The organism is Chryseobacterium sp. OV279, from assembly GCF_900128945.1.
Lineage (GTDB): Bacteria > Bacteroidota > Bacteroidia > Flavobacteriales > Weeksellaceae > Chryseobacterium.
In genome coordinates this window covers 814,339-831,278 of sequence record NZ_FQUD01000002.1, presented here as the reverse complement: position 1 = coordinate 831,278, position 16,940 = coordinate 814,339, and the positions used below count along the sequence as shown (strand labels likewise).

11 protein-coding genes are annotated in these 16,940 nt (G+C 39.5%); 2 read left to right on the top strand and 9 right to left on the bottom strand.

Annotated elements, in window-relative coordinates:
- Positions 1-7: 7 nt before the first annotated feature.
- The 7 genes from BUA72_RS11505 to BUA72_RS11475 form a co-directional block, all read right to left on the bottom strand.
- Positions 8-1,870 carry a glycoside hydrolase family 13 protein gene (locus BUA72_RS11505; protein WP_072923003.1) on the bottom strand — a complete coding sequence of 621 codons (1,863 nt, stop codon included), beginning with the start codon at positions 1,868-1,870 and terminating at the stop codon, positions 8-10.
- 12 nt (positions 1,871-1,882) lie between these two features.
- Entirely contained in the window at positions 1,883-2,920 is a 1,038-nt protein-coding gene (locus BUA72_RS11500; RefSeq protein ID WP_072923002.1) for a succinylglutamate desuccinylase/aspartoacylase family protein, read from the bottom strand.
- Positions 2,921-3,018: 98 nt separating this feature from the next.
- On the bottom strand, positions 3,019-4,173 hold the full coding sequence (locus BUA72_RS11495) for a pepsin/retropepsin-like aspartic protease family protein (protein ID WP_228407865.1): 1,155 nt from the start codon (positions 4,171-4,173) through the stop codon (positions 3,019-3,021).
- 84 nt (positions 4,174-4,257) lie between these two features.
- Positions 4,258-6,414: a glycoside hydrolase family 97 protein gene (locus tag BUA72_RS11490; protein ID WP_047448165.1), complete on the bottom strand. Its 2,157-nt coding sequence runs from the start codon at positions 6,412-6,414 to the stop codon at positions 4,258-4,260.
- Positions 6,415-6,491: 77 nt separating this feature from the next.
- Positions 6,492-7,598 (bottom strand): SusE domain-containing protein, encoded by a 1,107-nt coding sequence (locus BUA72_RS11485; RefSeq protein ID WP_072923001.1) that lies wholly within the window; start codon positions 7,596-7,598, stop codon positions 6,492-6,494.
- A gap of 19 nt (positions 7,599-7,617) precedes the next feature.
- Positions 7,618-9,219 carry a RagB/SusD family nutrient uptake outer membrane protein gene (locus BUA72_RS11480; RefSeq protein ID WP_083544188.1) on the bottom strand — a complete coding sequence of 534 codons (1,602 nt, stop codon included), beginning with the start codon at positions 9,217-9,219 and terminating at the stop codon, positions 7,618-7,620.
- 12 nt (positions 9,220-9,231) lie between these two features.
- The gene (locus tag BUA72_RS11475) at positions 9,232-11,991 is read right to left on the bottom strand and encodes a SusC/RagA family TonB-linked outer membrane protein (protein WP_047448174.1); all 2,760 of its coding nucleotides are present in this window, start codon (positions 11,989-11,991) and stop codon (positions 9,232-9,234) included.
- Between the two features lie 326 nt (positions 11,992-12,317).
- Here BUA72_RS11475 and metG point away from each other — a divergent pair, with 326 nt between their 5' ends.
- Positions 12,318-14,354 (top strand): methionine--tRNA ligase, encoded by a 2,037-nt coding sequence (gene metG, locus BUA72_RS11470; RefSeq protein ID WP_072923000.1) that lies wholly within the window; start codon positions 12,318-12,320, stop codon positions 14,352-14,354.
- Between the two features lie 59 nt (positions 14,355-14,413).
- Positions 14,414-15,076: a hypothetical protein gene (locus tag BUA72_RS11465; protein ID WP_072922999.1), complete on the top strand. Its 663-nt coding sequence runs from the start codon at positions 14,414-14,416 to the stop codon at positions 15,074-15,076.
- Here the strand turns inward: BUA72_RS11465 and BUA72_RS11460 are convergent.
- Together BUA72_RS11460 and BUA72_RS11455 are read right to left on the bottom strand one after the other, a co-directional pair.
- Positions 15,049-15,753: a class I SAM-dependent methyltransferase gene (locus tag BUA72_RS11460; protein WP_072922998.1), complete on the bottom strand. Its 705-nt coding sequence runs from the start codon at positions 15,751-15,753 to the stop codon at positions 15,049-15,051. The two genes, BUA72_RS11465 and BUA72_RS11460, sit on opposite strands and share 28 nt — an antisense overlap.
- 294 nt (positions 15,754-16,047) lie before the next feature.
- Positions 16,048-16,860 carry a siderophore-interacting protein gene (locus BUA72_RS11455; protein ID WP_072923176.1) on the bottom strand — a complete coding sequence of 271 codons (813 nt, stop codon included), beginning with the start codon at positions 16,858-16,860 and terminating at the stop codon, positions 16,048-16,050.
- Positions 16,861-16,940: the final 80 nt, after the last annotated feature.

Sequence of the window (16,940 nt, the reverse complement as noted above, 5' to 3'; positions counted from 1 at the left end):
AAGTAATTTAGTTTTGGAGTTCAATAATCATAGAGGTTTTTGCAGGCACGGAAAGGCTCTTTTCCATAGAAAGTACCTTTTCTGAAATGATATCTTTCCCTTTCTTCAACCCATTCAGTGATTCTGCAAAACGTTTTAAGTCTAACGTCTGATCTTTTTCGTTATTGTTAAGGATGACCATTACATTTTCTTTACCATCATATCTGAAATACACAAAAACGCCTTCCTGAGGAACGTAATTTTTAGTTTTTCCATTATGAATCACCTCTTTTCCTTTTCTCCAGTTCAGTAATTTTTGGGTAAACTGGTAAAATTCCTTTTGTTGAGGAGTCTGTGATGAAGGACTGAATGCATTGTTTGAATCCGATTTCCATCCTCCCGGAAAGTCTCTGCGGATATCTGCATCACCGCCTTTGGTTTTATCTCCTCTCATGCCTATTTCTGATCCGTAATAAATCTGTGGAGTACCTCTTACCGTAGAAATCATGGTCATTGCCATTTTGTAGGCTTTCGGATCACCATTGAAGATTTCATTCCATCTTTCCGTGTCATGATTTTCAAAGAAAACGAGAAGATTATTGATGTCCGGATACAGAAAATCGCTGGTAAAAACATTATAAAGCTTGATCATTCCGGTGTCCCAGCCTTCTTTTTCTTTAAGGGCTTTCGGCATATCGGCGAAGAGCATAAAATCCATCACGGAAGGCAGATTGGAATTGTAGCCTGCCGCTTCTCCTGTCTTGGAGTTTTTCTGCCATGCAGAGATTTGTCCGGCGGTATACAGCCAGGTTTCCCCTACAATATTGAATTTCGGATATTCGTCTGTGATGGCTTTTGCCCAAGTGGCCATAGCTTCTTTATCATTATAAGGATACGTATCAACCCGCAAACCGCCCAGATCGGCATATTCTATCCACCAGATGGCATTTTGGGTAAGGTATTTTAAGACCAACGGATTCTTTTGATTAATATCGGGCATTGTGGTATCAAACCATCCATCCAGCGCATATTTCTTATCAATTTCTGAGGCATTGGTATCAAACTGGGTGGTTGTTTTGTAATTGGAACGGTAAAACCCATTTTTCCCTTCATCAAACCAATGGATCCAGTCTTTTGAAGGCAGATCTTTGATCATCCAGTGAGAAACGCCCCAATGATTGGTCACATAATCCATGACCAGTTTCATGTTTCTTTTGTTCAGTTTTTGTGAAAGTTCGCGATAGTCTTCGTTGGTTCCATAGCGTCCATCAATTTTATATAAATCGGTCTGTGCATATCCGTGATAGGAATATACTTTTTCATTGTCTTCATTCACGGGTGTCAGCCAGACAGACGTTGCCCCAAGGTTTTGGATATAGTCGAGATTATTGATAATTCCACGAAGATCGCCGCCATGTCTTCCGTTGGGTAGGCTGCGGTCGTTTTTTTCAATGAGATCTGGTCTGGAATCATTCTTTTCATCGCCGTTGGCAAAACGGTCCGGCATGATGAGATACATGACATCTTTTGAGGTAAAAGATTCACGGTCTGCAGATTCGGCAGCTCTCTGTTTAAGCTCATAATCGTACGAACTTATATTTTTCTTTCCTTTTTTAATATTGATTTTAAACTTCGGAACATTAATTTCATTGGTATTAACCGTAATAAAGACATAGTTTGGATTTTCAACTTTTTTTACGTCTTTTATCTGAATACCATCGGAAAGTTCGATTTCATTTTGTGCAATATCTTTTCCATACACCAAGATCTGAAGGTCAGGATTTTTCATTCCTTTCCACCAGAAGGCGGGCTCCACTTTCTCTAAAGGTTTAGTCTGAGAAAAAGCTGCGGAGGCTATTGAAAGCGCGAGTACTACATCTATTTTTTTCATGATAACGTGCTGTTAAGATTCATTATATCCGATGCAGAATAAAGTTTCTCCCTTATTCACCGGGGGTGTTCCTGCTTTATACAGGATCATTCCCTCAGAATCTGAAATAATTTCCTGTTTTTTGTTTCCAAATTCATCTTTTATATAGCCCAGAACCTGCTTTTTCTTTACCCGATCACCGCTTTTAAGATCGCTGTAAAAAATTCCGCTTTCCGGAACTCGGATATAATCCTGCTGGCTAAGATGAACGAAGGTATTTTGATTATTTGATTTTGATTTATCTTTCGGATAAACCTTCAGATAGTCAAGCATGTTGTAAACTGCGGTTTTGATCATTTCCACATTTTCATTCTGAACCGTCCCCAGTTTCCCGGCTTCTATACTGAGTGCTGTGATTCCCTGCTGTACGGCCTGTTTGAAAGCATATTTCGCAGGTTCAGCTGAGCTGATCGTGTAGGGATAAGACACAATAATACCGATTTGCGACTGTACCGAAAGGTTGTGAGCCAGCACTGTTTTCTCCAGCCTATCTTTCCTGTCATAATAGCACACAAAAGGAATCAAATCCTCGTTCGCATCTCCTCCGTGAATATCTAAAAAGATGGTGGAGTTTGAGATAATTTCTCCGGTGATTAAATCAGCGATCTGATCCGTAGGACTTCCAGCGGATGATCCCGGAAAGGCATTGTTTAAATTTTTCTGATCCAAGGGACTGATGAAGGGAGTTCTTTTCCGGAATGATTCCATATTGGCAATGGGAACAATAATAAGCGTTCCTTTTACCGATTCCGGTTTTATTTCCTGCAATATTTCCTGAACAGCTATAATAGGAGGATATTCATATCCGTGAATGCCGGCAACAATACTAAAGACGGGACCTTTTTCCCGGCCTTTGATGACAGTAACCGGAAGATAAGTATCTTTTACGGAAAGAACCGTGTCTTTTCTGAATGGCCCTTTCTCTTTCATGATCTTACCTACCGTTTGTGCCTGCATCACGCATCCCCATCCCAGTAGTAACACAACAGTCGTTTTTAAAATGAATTTCATGTAATTTTCTATTTAATAACGGGAAAATTTCTATTTTTCATTCCCTTCCTTATCTGATATCAGATTTCAATTTAATCATTATATTTTGAAAAGTAATCTTAACTCTGTTCAATATATTTTTCAGCCATCAACTTATTAGGCTTCAGGTAAACCACATTGTTTTGAAAGTCAAAAAAAACATTGAATCTTTTTAAAATTTCATTTCCCAGAATATGCATTCTTGATCTGCTTACCAATCTGCTTTGAGACAATACCTGAGCGGGAATATTCTTCAGGGTATATTTTCCTAAAGAAAGTGATTCCAGTCCTGATGTGATCACAGGCACCTCATTTCCCTGTGCCCCTTTCATGATTACTCTTTTTATTTCCTTCATGCTATCCACCGGGAAACCCTGTTCTTTCAGCATAGGCCCATCCAGCATTACGGTTCTCTGATATCCTGTATCAAAAAGATACCAGTCTGTGTTGATGCTTTTCCCCTGTCTAATACTGCTTTCCACGAAGAAAACATTATTGAAATACTTTATGGCCAGTTTGGAATAGCTTTTATCTTTTTTTACTTCTTTGGGAAGCTGTGAATGAACAGCCATAATGCCCTTATCATAATCAAGCTCTACGATCATACCGTCAAAAAGATCCCATCCGAAACGCCCTTCTGTACCGTGTCCTGAAAGATCAGCGGGATAAATGCTGAACTCTTTATAGATTTTGTTCCCGATCTCCAATGCATTGGATCCGGATTTTAAAGAGCTTTTGATTTTATTCTTTAAGGTTTCTCTGGTCAGGGTAAGATCGCTTGAACCCGTATCAAAATTGAGTGTCAGGGTATCTGTTTTATTTAATATCGTTTTTACGAACATGGTATTCTGTTCGTTGATAGAAAGTTTTATCGTATCGTGAAAAGGAGGCCTAGCTTTGCTGAAATTCTTCGGAGGAAGACTTGCTATTCTGGTGGCGCAGGAATCTTTTCCTTTTAACAGCACTATAAAGTCTTTATTTTCTCCTTTTTTAATGGTGAAACTTGCAGAATCTATGTCCGTTTTTATTTTTATCGTCTTTTTTTCTGTATCAAGTTTGGATGTGGTGTAGACATCAAGTTTAATATTTGGATCTGCATTCCAGTCTGTGGTGAATCCGTTATCCACTTCAAGAATGGTCATCTGGTTAGAATTCGCTTTTACGACAGGAAGTTTTTTCTGTGCATTGATTATACATCCTAAAAAAATACAGATCAGTAAATTAAAGTTTTTCATGGTTAGTTGATAAAAAAGTTAATGCCCCGGCCCATTTCCGAATGTATAATGAACCGGGGCATCACAAACTTATGAATTTAAATCTTAATTCACTGGCTTAACAGAAACTGCGAAACCGCCGCTTCTTGCCATTTTGAAATTCAATTTAGATTTGCTGGTGATCTGTTTTTTGTAGATGTTATAACTTTGAGGATTATCGATGTAATCTGCATCTTTTCCATCTTCGTAAACGGTTACTTCATATTTTTTCCCTTTATCCAGGAAAGAGAAGTCTACGGTGTATTCACGCTTATTTTCATCGGTAATACCTCCTACGAACCAGTTTTCTGTTCCTTTTGCTTTTCTGGCCGTGATCACATAATCTCCGGGCTCAGCTGAAAGAATTTTCGTATCATCCCAGTCTGCCGCAACATCCTTGATGAACTGGAAGGCATCCATATGCTTTTTGTAGTTCTCAGGAAGGTCTGCTGCCATCTGAAGAGGCATGTACATCGTTACATATAACGCCAGCTGCTTTGCCAGTGTGGTTTTAACGAAACGTTTGTCACCAGGGAAATAATAATCCAGTTTGGTCTGGAAGATTCCCGGTGTATAGTCCATAGATCCGCCCATCCATCTTGTGAAAGGAAGAACGGTCTGATGATCGGGCTTGTTTCCTCCGAATGCTTCGTACTCGGTTCCTCTGGCTGCTTCTGCCGAAATATAGTTCGGATAGGTACGGCTTTCTCCTGTAGGACGAACCGACTCATGAGAATTGACCATGATTTTATACTGGTTTGCTTTTTCTGCAATTCTGTAGAAGTGGTTAATTGTCCATTGGGAATAGTGATGTTCTCCTCTTGGAATAATATCGCCTACATAACCTGTTTTAACGGCATCATAACCGTATTTGTTCATCAGTTCAAAAGCTTTATCCGACCATCTTTCGTAGTTCGTTGCAGAACCTGAAGTTTCGTGGTGCATGATCAGCTTAATCCCTTTTGAATGGGCATAATCGTTCAGCATTTTAATATCAAAATCCGGGTACGGCGTAATGAAATCAAAAACATATTCTTTGGAGTGGCCGAACCAGTCTTCCCAACCGACATTCCAACCTTCAATTAATAATCCCTGAAATCCGTTTTCAGCAGCGAAATCGATGTATTCTTTTACTTTTGTATTGTTAGCAGCGTGTTTTCCATTCGGCGTAAGCTTTGAAAAATCGGTCTTATCCAAATGAACATTTTCTGCTGTAGAATAAGCCCACTGGGATTTCCCGATGATCATTTCCCACCAGACACCCATGTATTTTGTCGGGTGAATATAGGAAGTATCGGTATATTTTGTAGGTTCATTCAGGTTGAAAATCATTTTAGATTCCATCACTTCTTCTGCTTTCGGAGAAACGATAATGGTTCTCCACGGTGTCACGGATGGGGTCTGAATATATCCTTTTGCCCCCTGTCTGTCGGCAGTAAGGTGTGTTTTGAATTTAAAATTCTGAGCATCCACTTCAAGATGGGAAGCCGGATAGTCTAAAACGGCTGCTTCCGCCACATTCACATACAATGGCTCTTTGCCTTCTTTTTTAAGCATCAGCGGAGACTGAACAGCATTTTTCACTAATGCCTGTGAAGCATTGGCATCGAAAGCTTTGTCCCATTTTGCAGGAATTTCAGAAATTTTTGTTTCCTGATACTGGTATTCCTGAGAATCATAATCTGCCACCATCCACCAGGCTTTCATATCCGTTGGGAAATCGATCTCAGAATCTTCTTCTCTGATCACGAAATAGTTCAGGTTTTTCTGCTGCGGAAATTCATATCTGAATCCAAGACCGTCATTGAACAGTCTGAACTTTACTACAATACTTCTGCTTGTAGAAGCCTGATCCAGCGTAACGGCCAGCTCGTTGTAATGGTTGATATAGTTTTTCTTTTCACCCAGAACCGGCTGCCAGGTTTCGTTTTTGGAGTCACGTTTTTCATTTGTTTTCGTGAACCCGTTGTTCAGGTCAAATTTGGCATCATCCGGTTTTGCAATTTCGGACGCGAATTTGATGGCTGAGTCTTTAAATAATCTTAACCCTAACTTAGAATCTTCTACCACCACAGCTCCGTTGTACTTCAGATTGTAATACGGAACTCCTTCTTTCAGCTGAAAGTTCATTTCAAACTTTCCATCCGGTGATTTCAAAGACTGTGCTTTCACACCCACGAACATCATTGAGAGCAGCATGGCTCCAACTGTAATTTTCTTCATAATGACTATTTATAACCTTAAAAATAGATAAAGTGCTGCGGTAAAGCAACACTTTACTATATAATTCATCTTAATTATTATAACGGGTTGATTTTGTAAATCCCTAATTTCAGATCTACAGAAATTTTATAATTTCCTCCGTTTCCGTTAAATGTAATATTTCCATTACTTCCTTTCGGAGCCAGATAACCTGTATTGCCGTCTCCTAAAAGATTTCCCCAGTCAAGTTCTCCCCAGCTCTGCTGACCCAGGAATTTAAACTGAGACCCTGCAGGAAGAGCAATGGTATGCTCAAACTGACCATTACCCAGGTTGGTCATAGCAATAGCTGTCGGAGCGCTCCATGAATTCACAGTTCCTACAATATACAGGTTGGCAGGATTCCAGACAGCGATCGGAGATGGAGTTACTGTGATTGATTTTTGTGCAGCTTCTGCATCAATAACAATTTTATACATTCCGGTAGTTCCGTTAAACTTAATATTTTCCGCCGGTGCCGCCGATAAGTTGGAAGACCAGTTTTTAAAATATTTGTTTGCGGCATTCATTCCGGCAAAGTCTAAACTGTAATTAAGCGGATTCCAGTCTTTCTGTCCCAGGAATCTGAATGTTTTAGCACCTTCCAGATAAGTGTATATGGTAGAAATATTCTCGTTTTTATACAATAACTGGGCAGTTCCCGCATTCCAACCTACAACAGATGCTTCTCCTACAAGGTAAAAAGAAGGATAAGTCGTAAGGTATGGCGTAACCTTCATTGAAATCACATTGGAATAAGATACCGCGTTTCCTACGGAAGCCTTCATTCTAATTTCAATATTCTCTGCGATTTCAGGAAGAAATCCTGCATCGATAATAATTTTATTAAAATCTTTTACAGTATAAGTTGCAGATAAGTCTGCAGCAGTTATATCTGTACTTTTAGCATCTTTAAAGCCTGTTCCTGCTTTTGCTACTTCCAGAGCATTATTATTTACTACAGCAAGATTAAATTCCGGATTGGTCCAGGTAAATTTTACGGCTTTATCGTTTTCATTGACCTTAAGCATAACCAATGTGCTGGCATCTGCTGTTAAGGTAGGATTTTTCTTTACCTCAAGCACTGCCTTATCTTCATCCTTCTCGCAGGAAACCATAAGTATCCCGATGAAAACCGCAGCTAATATTTTGAATAGATTTTTCATTTTTAACGGTATTTAAAGGTTAGTAACCAGGATTTTGGATCAGGTTAGGATTCGCCACAATATCTCTGTTCGGAATAGGGAAAAGGTTTCTGAAGCTTTCTACTGCTTTACCTTCTTTAACATTTCCTTTCCACGGCCATAAATAATCTGCTGTCGTATATCTGTTGTAACGGATAAGATCTGATCTTCTGGTTGTTTCCCATGACAGTTCTCTTGCTCTTTCATCTAAAATGAAGTTCAGGTTGATAGAAGTTACGTTTCCGTTGGTATTCCCGTAAGCACGCTCTCTCAGTTGATTAACGTAAGTAACTGCAGTAGCAGCACTTCCTCCGGTACCACCTCTAAGAACAGCTTCCGCATACATCAGGTAAATATCCGCCAGACGATACAAAGGAATATCGGCTTCTACCCAGTTATCATGGGCACCGGGAGTTCCGCTACTTTTAATATTTTTATATTTGATAAATGCATATCCATCGGTAAAGACACCCAGGTTATTAATTTCCAGATTCTGCCCTGAAGTAAAGAATCTTCCTCTTTTATCACTTCCATCAGCAGGAAACAGGCCTACGAATGCCTTTGTGGTTCTTAAACCAGCCCATCCGCCATTGACACCAAATTCAGAAGCCTTCATATCGCCACCTATTGATGCATGAACAAGATAAGTGGTTCCACCATTGGTCTGGGTATTGATTCCGTCAAAATTGACACTTAGAATCTGCTCAGGATTACTGATGTTGTTATCCGCAAGGAATAACTCGTCATACTTTGGTTTTAGAGAATAGCCTGCTGCAATTACTTTGTTACAGTACGTGATACAGTCTGTGTTTCTCTGTGTTCCTGTATATACTTCCGCATTCAGATATAACTTTGCCAGCAATGACCAGGCCGCAGCTTTATCTGCTCTTCCGTACTCATTGGTTTTAGGGTCTTTCAGTTCACCGGCTACTGCCAGCAGTTCGGACTCAATAAAGTTAAATAATGCTTTTCTTTCGATTCTCTGTGGAGGCGTTAAAGATCCTGGTACATAAGTTTCGTCCACAAAAGGGACATTTCCAAACATATCGATGGCATGATAATAAGACTGCGCTCTCAGAAAACGGGCTTCTGTTCTCATCAGTTTAGCCTGAGCAAGATTGTCACCGGTAATATTATTTTCTGCTAATTTTGCATCAGTCACATTTCTCAAAAACTCATTACAGAAAGCAATTTCCGTATACACTCTGTAGTACATTGCTGCAATAAATTCGTTGGAAGAATCCCAGGTCATTTTATGAAGCGTGTGCAGGTTTCCGTCATTCCAGCCGATTACAGCTTCGTCAGTAGTCAGTACATTCAGATTGTACAGTAATCTTGTGTATTGTGAAAAACCTCCATTGATTCCATTAATATCACTATCCGGCTGATCACCATCACCACTGATCTGTCCTCCCATAGCAAGACCTCCATACAGTTTTGCCAGAATATTTTTATAGTTAGAAAAATCCTTGTAGATGACCTTTGCCGTAACATCCGTAATCGGTTCTCTTTCCAGATCGTTAACGCAAGACGCTGCTGTCAGTAGAAATGCGGCAGAAAGAGGCAGTACTATATTTTTAAGTTTGATTGTATTTAGTTTCATCGCAATTATTATTTAAAATTGAAAGTTAAAGCCTAAAGAATAGATTCTAGGCATCTGATAGTATCCGTTGTCTATTCCGCCAAAAACTTCAGGATCTACTCCTGTATATTTCGTAATCACGAAAACGTTCTGAGCCATACCATATATTTTCAGGTTGCTTCCTTTAGAGAAAATTTCCCCGAAATTATAGCCAACATTAATATTATCCAATCTTAAGAACGACGCATTCTCAACATAAATATCTGATTTATATTGAGGTACAGAAAACTTATATTCCGGAGCAGTGGAGAATACATTCTGAAGGTATTCGTTGGTAGAGGCAGACTGTAAAGAACTGTTGGATGCCATATTGTTATACACATAGTTTCCTAATACAGCTCTTGCGCTCAGGGCAAAGTCCCAGTTTTTATGGGAAACTTTCGTTGAGAATCCTAAAATAGCATCCGGAGTGGTAGATTTGTAATAATACATATCTTTCGTATTGATTACCCCGTCTCCGTTTCTGTCAACATACGCTCCGTCTACAGGTTTTCCACCCGTATCGTACACCTGCTGATATACCCAGAATGCGTTGGGAGCATAGCCTACCGCATGAGCCTGGATTCTGTTTCCAGATCCTCCTTCAATACCTCCTACTTCCATATTGAAATATTCATCAGCTCTGTCTTTCAGCTTGGTGATTACGGGCTTGTAATGGGTTGCATTAAAGCTTACTTCCCAGGTTGTTTTTTCGTTTTTAACAGGAATTACAGTAATGCTACCTTCGATTCCCTGATTCTTCATATCCCCCACATTCTGCCAGCTGGCATTGCTTAAGCCTCCTGCCGGTTCGTCAGCATACACCAATAAATCTTTGGTATCTTTTCTGAAAAGGTCGATAGATCCGGTAATTCTGTTTTTAGCAAAACCGTAATCTAAACCGATGTTCTTTGTTGTCGTCGTTTCCCAGGTAAGGTTTGGGTTATAGTTGGTAGGTCTGAACATGAAATAGAATTCATTTCCAAACTGATACCCTGCTCCGGGATAACTCGGATTATATGAAGCAAAGGCCGGATAATTATTGGGTTTATTCCCATTAACTCCCAGTGCAGGAAGCTCCTGCTGACCTGTTTTCCCCCATCCCGCTCTCAGTTTCAGTGTACTGATGGCAGAAATATTTTTGATGAAACTTTCCTCGTTAAGCTTCCAGGCTAAAGAAACCCCTGGAAAGACACCCCATACATTATCCGTTGTTCCGTTAAAGAATCTGGAAGAACCGTCTCTACGTACAGATCCTGAAATAATATATTTATTGGCTACCGTAAAAATGGCTCTCCCATAAAAGGATACCAATGTATTTTGAGTTTGGAAATCCAGGTCCTGTGCATTGATTCCGGTTCCTCTATAGGTAACGGCTCCCGGAATGTTCAACCGGAAATCCTGATAGGCATATCCTGCTGTAATATCCACGCCGGTATTGATGGCACTTATATTCTTAACATAATTAAAGTAGGTTTCCAAGAGCTTATTATTCTTTTCCATAGAATAAAAATTGGAGCTCCCCTTATCAGCATACCCCTGTCTTAAATTACCATCCTTAAATTTATGCCCTTCACTTTTAGTATAATCATATCCGGCATTTACGTTAAAATGCAGGTCCGGAAGAAAGTGAAATTTATAATCTAGCTGGATATTTCCCAATCCTCTGATCACTGATGATACATCTCTTACCCCTTCAATCATTCCCAATGGGTTTGAATTAGCATTCACGTTATATCCCGTTGCAGATCCGGAATCCAGCCACTCATAATAACCTCCGTATTTGGAGTTTCCTGAATATACAGGCTGTGTTGGGTCAAAATAGGTAGCCGCTTTGATTACTCCGCCGTCTACAAAACGGTTATCTGTAAAGGTTCCTTTTGCATTCACATTTACAGATAAATGATTGTCAAAGAATTTAGGGCTTAAGTTTAAACCGACTGAAGTTCTTCGGAACGAATTTGATTTTACAATACCATTCTGCTCGTTATAGCCTATTGACAAACGGTAAGGCAAACCTTTAATCCCTCCTGAAAAAGCCACATTATTATCTGTTCCCCAGGCTGCCTGGTAAATCTGATCCTGCCAGTTGGTATCTGCGTTTCCGAGTTTAGTTTTGTAGCTGGCCGGTGCGTAGGTATTCACGAAATCTCTGAATTCCTGTGCAGTCAGTACATCTACATTGCCCATTTTGGTGGAAACAGAAGTCACGGTAGAAAAATTAAGCTTGAATTTTCCTGACGTTCCTTTTTTGGTGGTGATCAAAATAACCCCATTGGAAGCCCTGTTACCATAAATGGCGGTAGCAGACGCATCTTTCAGGATGTCAAAGGTTTCAATATCATTGGGATTGATTAATGATAAAGGATCAGAAACACCATTCATTCCAACAAAATCCTGTGGAACACCGTCAATAACAATCAATGGGGAGTTTTCACCACTCAAAGAAGAAGTTCCTCTGATTCTGATCTTGGTTCCTGACCCGGGAGCACCACTGTTGTTGGTGATCTGTACCCCGGGTGTTTTGCCCTGAATCAGTTGTCCTGCAGAAACTGCTCCTCCGTTAAAATCTTTTGCACTCACCGAAGTAATGGAACCTGTAAGGTCAGATTTTTTCTGCTTTCCATACCCGATCAATACTACTTCCTCGATCTTTTTCTCCTTAGTGAGACTGTCTTGGGTCTGCGCATGTATTACTGAACTGGCCAGTAAAAAGGCCGGTGCAATTTTTAATACCGTTGTAAAATTTTTCACAATATCGTTTTTTTAGTTTCGTTTTAAAAAGCTGTGTTAACAGTTTTGCAATTTATAAAAAAAATAGAATTACCATAATATTATTGAAAATTTAGATAATTTTATGTAAATTGTTTGACTATTTAAAATTAAATATCTGTTTTTCACTAAATTACATTAACATATGCTTCGCATAATACTTGTAAAATATTAACATTACGTTAAACGTTTGTTTAACTAAATTTAATCTTAAACACTTTCCGAAGACTAAAAAACTTATTATAGGGGAAGTTTAGGCGGTTTTAGTGAGATATTCCTTATCTTTGCCGTTAAAACTTTACTATAAAATGTCAAACAGAAAGATGATTACGGCAGCTTTGCCTTATGCAAACGGACCGGTTCATATAGGACATTTGGCAGGTGTATATATTCCTGCGGATGTCTACGCAAGATTTCAGAGGAGATTAGGAAAAGATGTAGCGTTTATCTGCGGGTCGGATGAGCACGGAATTCCTATTACCATCAGAGCAAAAAAAGAAGGGGTGCCCCCTCAGGATATCGTAGATAAATACCACGAGATCATCAAAAAATCTTTTTCGGATCTGGGAATTTCATTTGATGAGTATTCCAGAACGACTTCTAAAAAGCATTACGAAACCAGCCAGGATTTCTTTAAAGTTCTTTACGAAAAAGGGAAATTCACGGAAGAGGTTTCTGAGCAGTATTTTGACGAACAGGCCGGAGAATTCCTGGCAGACCGATATATTGTAGGAACCTGCCCGAACTGTGGCAATGAAAATGCTTACGGAGACCAGTGCGAAAAGTGTGGTTCTACCCTATCTCCTTCAGAACTGATCAATCCGAAATCGATGTTAAGCGGAAATGTTCCGATTCTAAAAGACACCAAAAACTGGTATCTTCCTTTAAATGAATATGAAGACTTCCTAAACGAATGGATCATTGAAGGGCATAAAGACGACTGGAAACCGAATGTTTACGGACAGGTTAAGTCATGGTTAAACGATGGTTTAAAGCCACGTGCTATGACCAGAGACCTAAACTGGGGCGTTCCTGTTCCACTTCCGAATGCGGAGGGGAAAGTGCTTTATGTTTGGTTTGATGCGCCTATCGGATATATTTCTTTCACTCAGGAATGGGCGAAGAAAAACGGAAAAGACTGGAAAGATTACTGGCAGAGCGAAAGCAGTGATCTGGTTCATTTCATCGGAAAAGATAATATTGTATTCCACTGTATTATTTTCCCTACAATGATGAAGGCTCACGGTGATTATATCATGCCGAAAAATGTTCCTGCGTTTGAATTCTTAAACCTTGAGAACGACAAGATCTCAACGTCCAGAAACTGGGCAGTTTGGGCGCATGAATATGTAGAAGAATTCCCGGGACAGCAGGATGTATTAAGATATGCCCTTCTTTCATCAGCTCCTGAAACAAAGGATAATAATTTTACATGGAAAGACTTCCAGACTAAAAATAATTCTGAGTTGGTAGGAATTTTCGGAAACTTTATCAATAGAGTAGCCGTTCTTATTCATAAATATTATGATGGTGTTGTTCCTCAGGGAGACATCAATAGTCCTGAACTGGAAGAAATCAATAAAGCGGCTAAAGAAATCTCAGGATTCTTAGAAAATTATGAATTCAGAAATGCATTAACCGCATTAATGAATCTTGCCCGTTTCGGAAACCAGTATCTTCAGGCTGAAGAACCTTGGAAAACGATTAAGGACAGTCCTGAAAAAGCAGCACAATCTCTATTTGTGGGCGCTCAGCTGGCTGTTGCTTTAGCTCAGTTATGTGAACCGTTTATGCCTTTCAGCTCTGAAAAATTATTAACAATGTTCAATGCTGAACAGGTGAACTGGAGCGATGTTGAAACCCAATCTGTTTTAATAGAAACAGGTCACAAAATCAATGAAGCTTCTCTTCTTTTCTCAAAAATTGAAGACAGTGTCATCGAAGCTCAAATTGAAAAGCTGGAGCAGACCAAACAAAATAATAAAAAAACAAACCCTAACGCCAACCCTATGAAAGAAGAAATTTCTTTTGATGATTTTGCTAAAATAGACCTTAGAACAGCAACCATTTTAGAAGCTGAAAAAGTAGAAAAAGCGGATAAATTATTAAAGTTTAAAGTAGATACAGGCGTTGATATCAGAACTGTGGTTTCTGGTGTTGCAGAAAGCTTCACCCCGGAAGAGCTGATCGGAAAGCAGGTGATGATCTTACTGAACCTGGCTCCTAGAAAAATCAGAGGAATTGAGTCTCAGGGAATGTTCTTACTAACAACAAAACCAGACGGAAAATTATCTTTTGTAACACCTGATGACAGCAATGTAGAAAACGGTATTGAGATCGGATAATTTCAAACTAACAATTATACAGAATGGGCATTTTTTATGCCCATTTTATTTTATAAACTATGGTTAAAAAGAGTGTTCTGGAAAAATTATCCTCTCCCGAACTGGACAATTATTTAAAAGAAGGAAACCGCTTTATTCCGGAAGCTGTTCAAATGGCTTTTGACATCCTTCAGGCAAGAGGACGCACTTTCAGTGAACAGGAAAAAGCACAGATCCAGCAACTCATTCAGGACAAAAAAGATCAGCAAGAGTTGAAGCTTCAGGAAGAACAGGAAATGTGGAAAGATAATGTTTCTGAAGATCCGCATGCGATAAAACTATTTCCACGGGATATCATTTTAATCATCAGTTTTATTGTGGGAACCGTTCCGGGAGCTATACTGCTGGGAATCAATTTTATTAAATTAAAGAAATACACTGCTGCGGTTTTCACTTTTATTTTTGGATTTATTTATCTGCCTGTTCAGTATTTCCTGGTCGCTTTCATGCACAAAATAAATTCTCAAAACATTTCTTCCTTTAGAAAAAGTCCCGAAGTTTTTGCAGCCGCAATAGGAATGCTCTTTCTGCTTTTGCTATGGGCATCCCATATACCCAAAAAGCTGCCCTACAGAGCAGCTTCCTATATTTTTCCGATTCTGATTTCACTTGTAATGATCGTGATAATCTATACCAATCAAAATTTATTTTCAAGTCACTTTTTAGTCAGTTTTGCCAGGTAAGAATCTTCATGCTGCATTACTTTTTCTATGGTAAAGCCGTTATTTTCAGCCGCATTTTTCAGGGTTGTATAATCAAGATAAAGCCATTTGATTGGGTTTTCAGATTCTCCTTTATAATGAACAATATAATCCAGTTCACCATAATAACCACCTGCCGGAATATAAACGCCGCCATCTTCATCACGATCAAACATATACAGGATATCCGTACTGTCAATCAGGATCTGTCCGTTATCACTTACTAAATTGTGCAATTTCTGAAGATAGGTATCAATTTTTTCCAGGCTTTCAAAAATTCCGGTTCCATTCATCAGAAGCAGAACGGTATCAAAAGTTTCTCCTGAAAAATCCACCATGTTTTTACATACCGCTTTTTTGATTCCTCTCAATTGGCAGACTTCAATAGATTTTGGTGAAATATCCAGCGCCAAGACATCAAGATCTCTTTCATTCTGAAGATACAAAGCGTGGGAACCCGCACCGGCACCAATGTCCAGGACTTTTCCCTGAGCAAGCTCAAGTGCTTTCTGCTCAATACCGTTCATCTCTTCAAAATCTCTGAAAAGATAATCTACCGGAAGTTCATCCAGTTCCGATATTGAAGTTTCTGTCTGCAGATCTTCAGGATTTTCGTTGTGAAAATAATCCCAGACTGCCTTACCCATTAAATCTTTCATTGTCGTCTTTAAAAGTGCAAAGATAGGGGTTTTCGGGTGAAGGGTCAAGGGTTTCGGGTGAGAGTGTTTTTAGTTGCTGGTTTTTCGGTTGCTTGTTGCTAGTTGCTAGCTTGTAGTACTTAAGTTAGTGAATTCAGCGTCTGATGTCTTGCATCTTGGCTCTTGAATCTACCATTCACCATTCACTTGCGAAGCAAAATTCACCATTGACATCTATCCAAATAAACAACCAGAGTTTAAACTACGGCCTATTCCCTGCAACCTGCTAACTAAAATCTGCCACCTAAAACCTACCTATCCCATCGAATCCTTCTCCTTATGTCTATCCTTCTCCGACTCATTTTCCGCTACACCTGCTTTCCAGTAAGAATAAGCATTAAGTTCTTGTGCAGTCCAGTTTTTTTCTTTTCTGAGATAGGTACGGATTTCTTTAACGCTTGAAAATTCTGCTGCCACATAGCCGAATTTTGTAGTTTCCGGAAGGGTGATTTTTTTTACGGTATCCGCCATTTCACTGCTGATGTGTGGAGTGGCGTTATGAAGCCATTTAAATTCAATATCAGCTTTAGTTTCAAGGATTTGCTCATCTTCTTTTCCGTGAACTTCGATGATGCAGACTCCTTTTGCTGTTTCCGGCAGGGTTTCCAGCATCGCGCTCAGAACAGGAATGGCAGTAGCATCGCCTATAAACAGGTACCATTCAACATCAGGATACATTTCTTTTGCTTCCGTTCTCATCATAATGCCCAGTTTGGATCCGACTTTAGATTCACGGGCCCATTTTGATGCAGGACCGCCATCGCCGTGGTCTACAAAATCAATGATCAGTTCATTTTTCTCAAGATCAATTCCTCTGTGGGTGTAGGTTCTTATGGCAGGAGCCACTTCTTTTGGAGGATACACCCATTGGCGGTTTTCATCCAGTGTCGGAAAATGAATTTCATCCAGACCTACCGGAGGTACAGCAATTTTATTATTGTCACCGATGGTGGTATTTTTAAACAAATGAGCTTCCGGAGAATACAGATAGACTCTGATATAATGATCAGTGATATACTCTTTTCTCGTCATTTCCGCAACGATGCGGCCTGTTTGAATTTTAGCCATAACTGAATTTTTAAGGTTAAAATCCGGCTTCCGTTGATGATGAGAAGCCGGATCTGTCATTATATGATACATTTAAATCA

Bases quoted from the DNA above. Each gene is read 5' to 3' on its own strand.
- BUA72_RS11500 (WP_072923002.1), bottom strand. From the start codon at position 2,920: ATGAAATTCATTTTAAAAACGACTGTTGTGTTACTACTGGGATGGGGA.
- BUA72_RS11455 (WP_072923176.1), bottom strand. From the start codon at position 16,860: ATGGCTAAAATTCAAACAGGCCGCATCGTTGCGGAAATGACGAGAAAA.
- BUA72_RS11465 (WP_072922999.1), top strand. From the start codon at position 14,414: ATGGTTAAAAAGAGTGTTCTGGAAAAATTATCCTCTCCCGAACTGGAC.
- BUA72_RS11495 (WP_228407865.1), bottom strand. From the start codon at position 4,173: ATGAAAAACTTTAATTTACTGATCTGTATTTTTTTAGGATGTATAATC.
- BUA72_RS11485 (WP_072923001.1), bottom strand. From the start codon at position 7,598: ATGAAAAATCTATTCAAAATATTAGCTGCGGTTTTCATCGGGATACTT.
- metG (WP_072923000.1), top strand. From the start codon at position 12,318: ATGTCAAACAGAAAGATGATTACGGCAGCTTTGCCTTATGCAAACGGA.
- BUA72_RS11505 (WP_072923003.1), bottom strand. From the start codon at position 1,870: ATGAAAAAAATAGATGTAGTACTCGCGCTTTCAATAGCCTCCGCAGCT.
- BUA72_RS11460 (WP_072922998.1), bottom strand. From the start codon at position 15,753: ATGAAAGATTTAATGGGTAAGGCAGTCTGGGATTATTTTCACAACGAA.
- BUA72_RS11480 (WP_083544188.1), bottom strand. From the start codon at position 9,219: ATGAAACTAAATACAATCAAACTTAAAAATATAGTACTGCCTCTTTCT.
- BUA72_RS11490 (WP_047448165.1), bottom strand. From the start codon at position 6,414: ATGAAGAAAATTACAGTTGGAGCCATGCTGCTCTCAATGATGTTCGTG.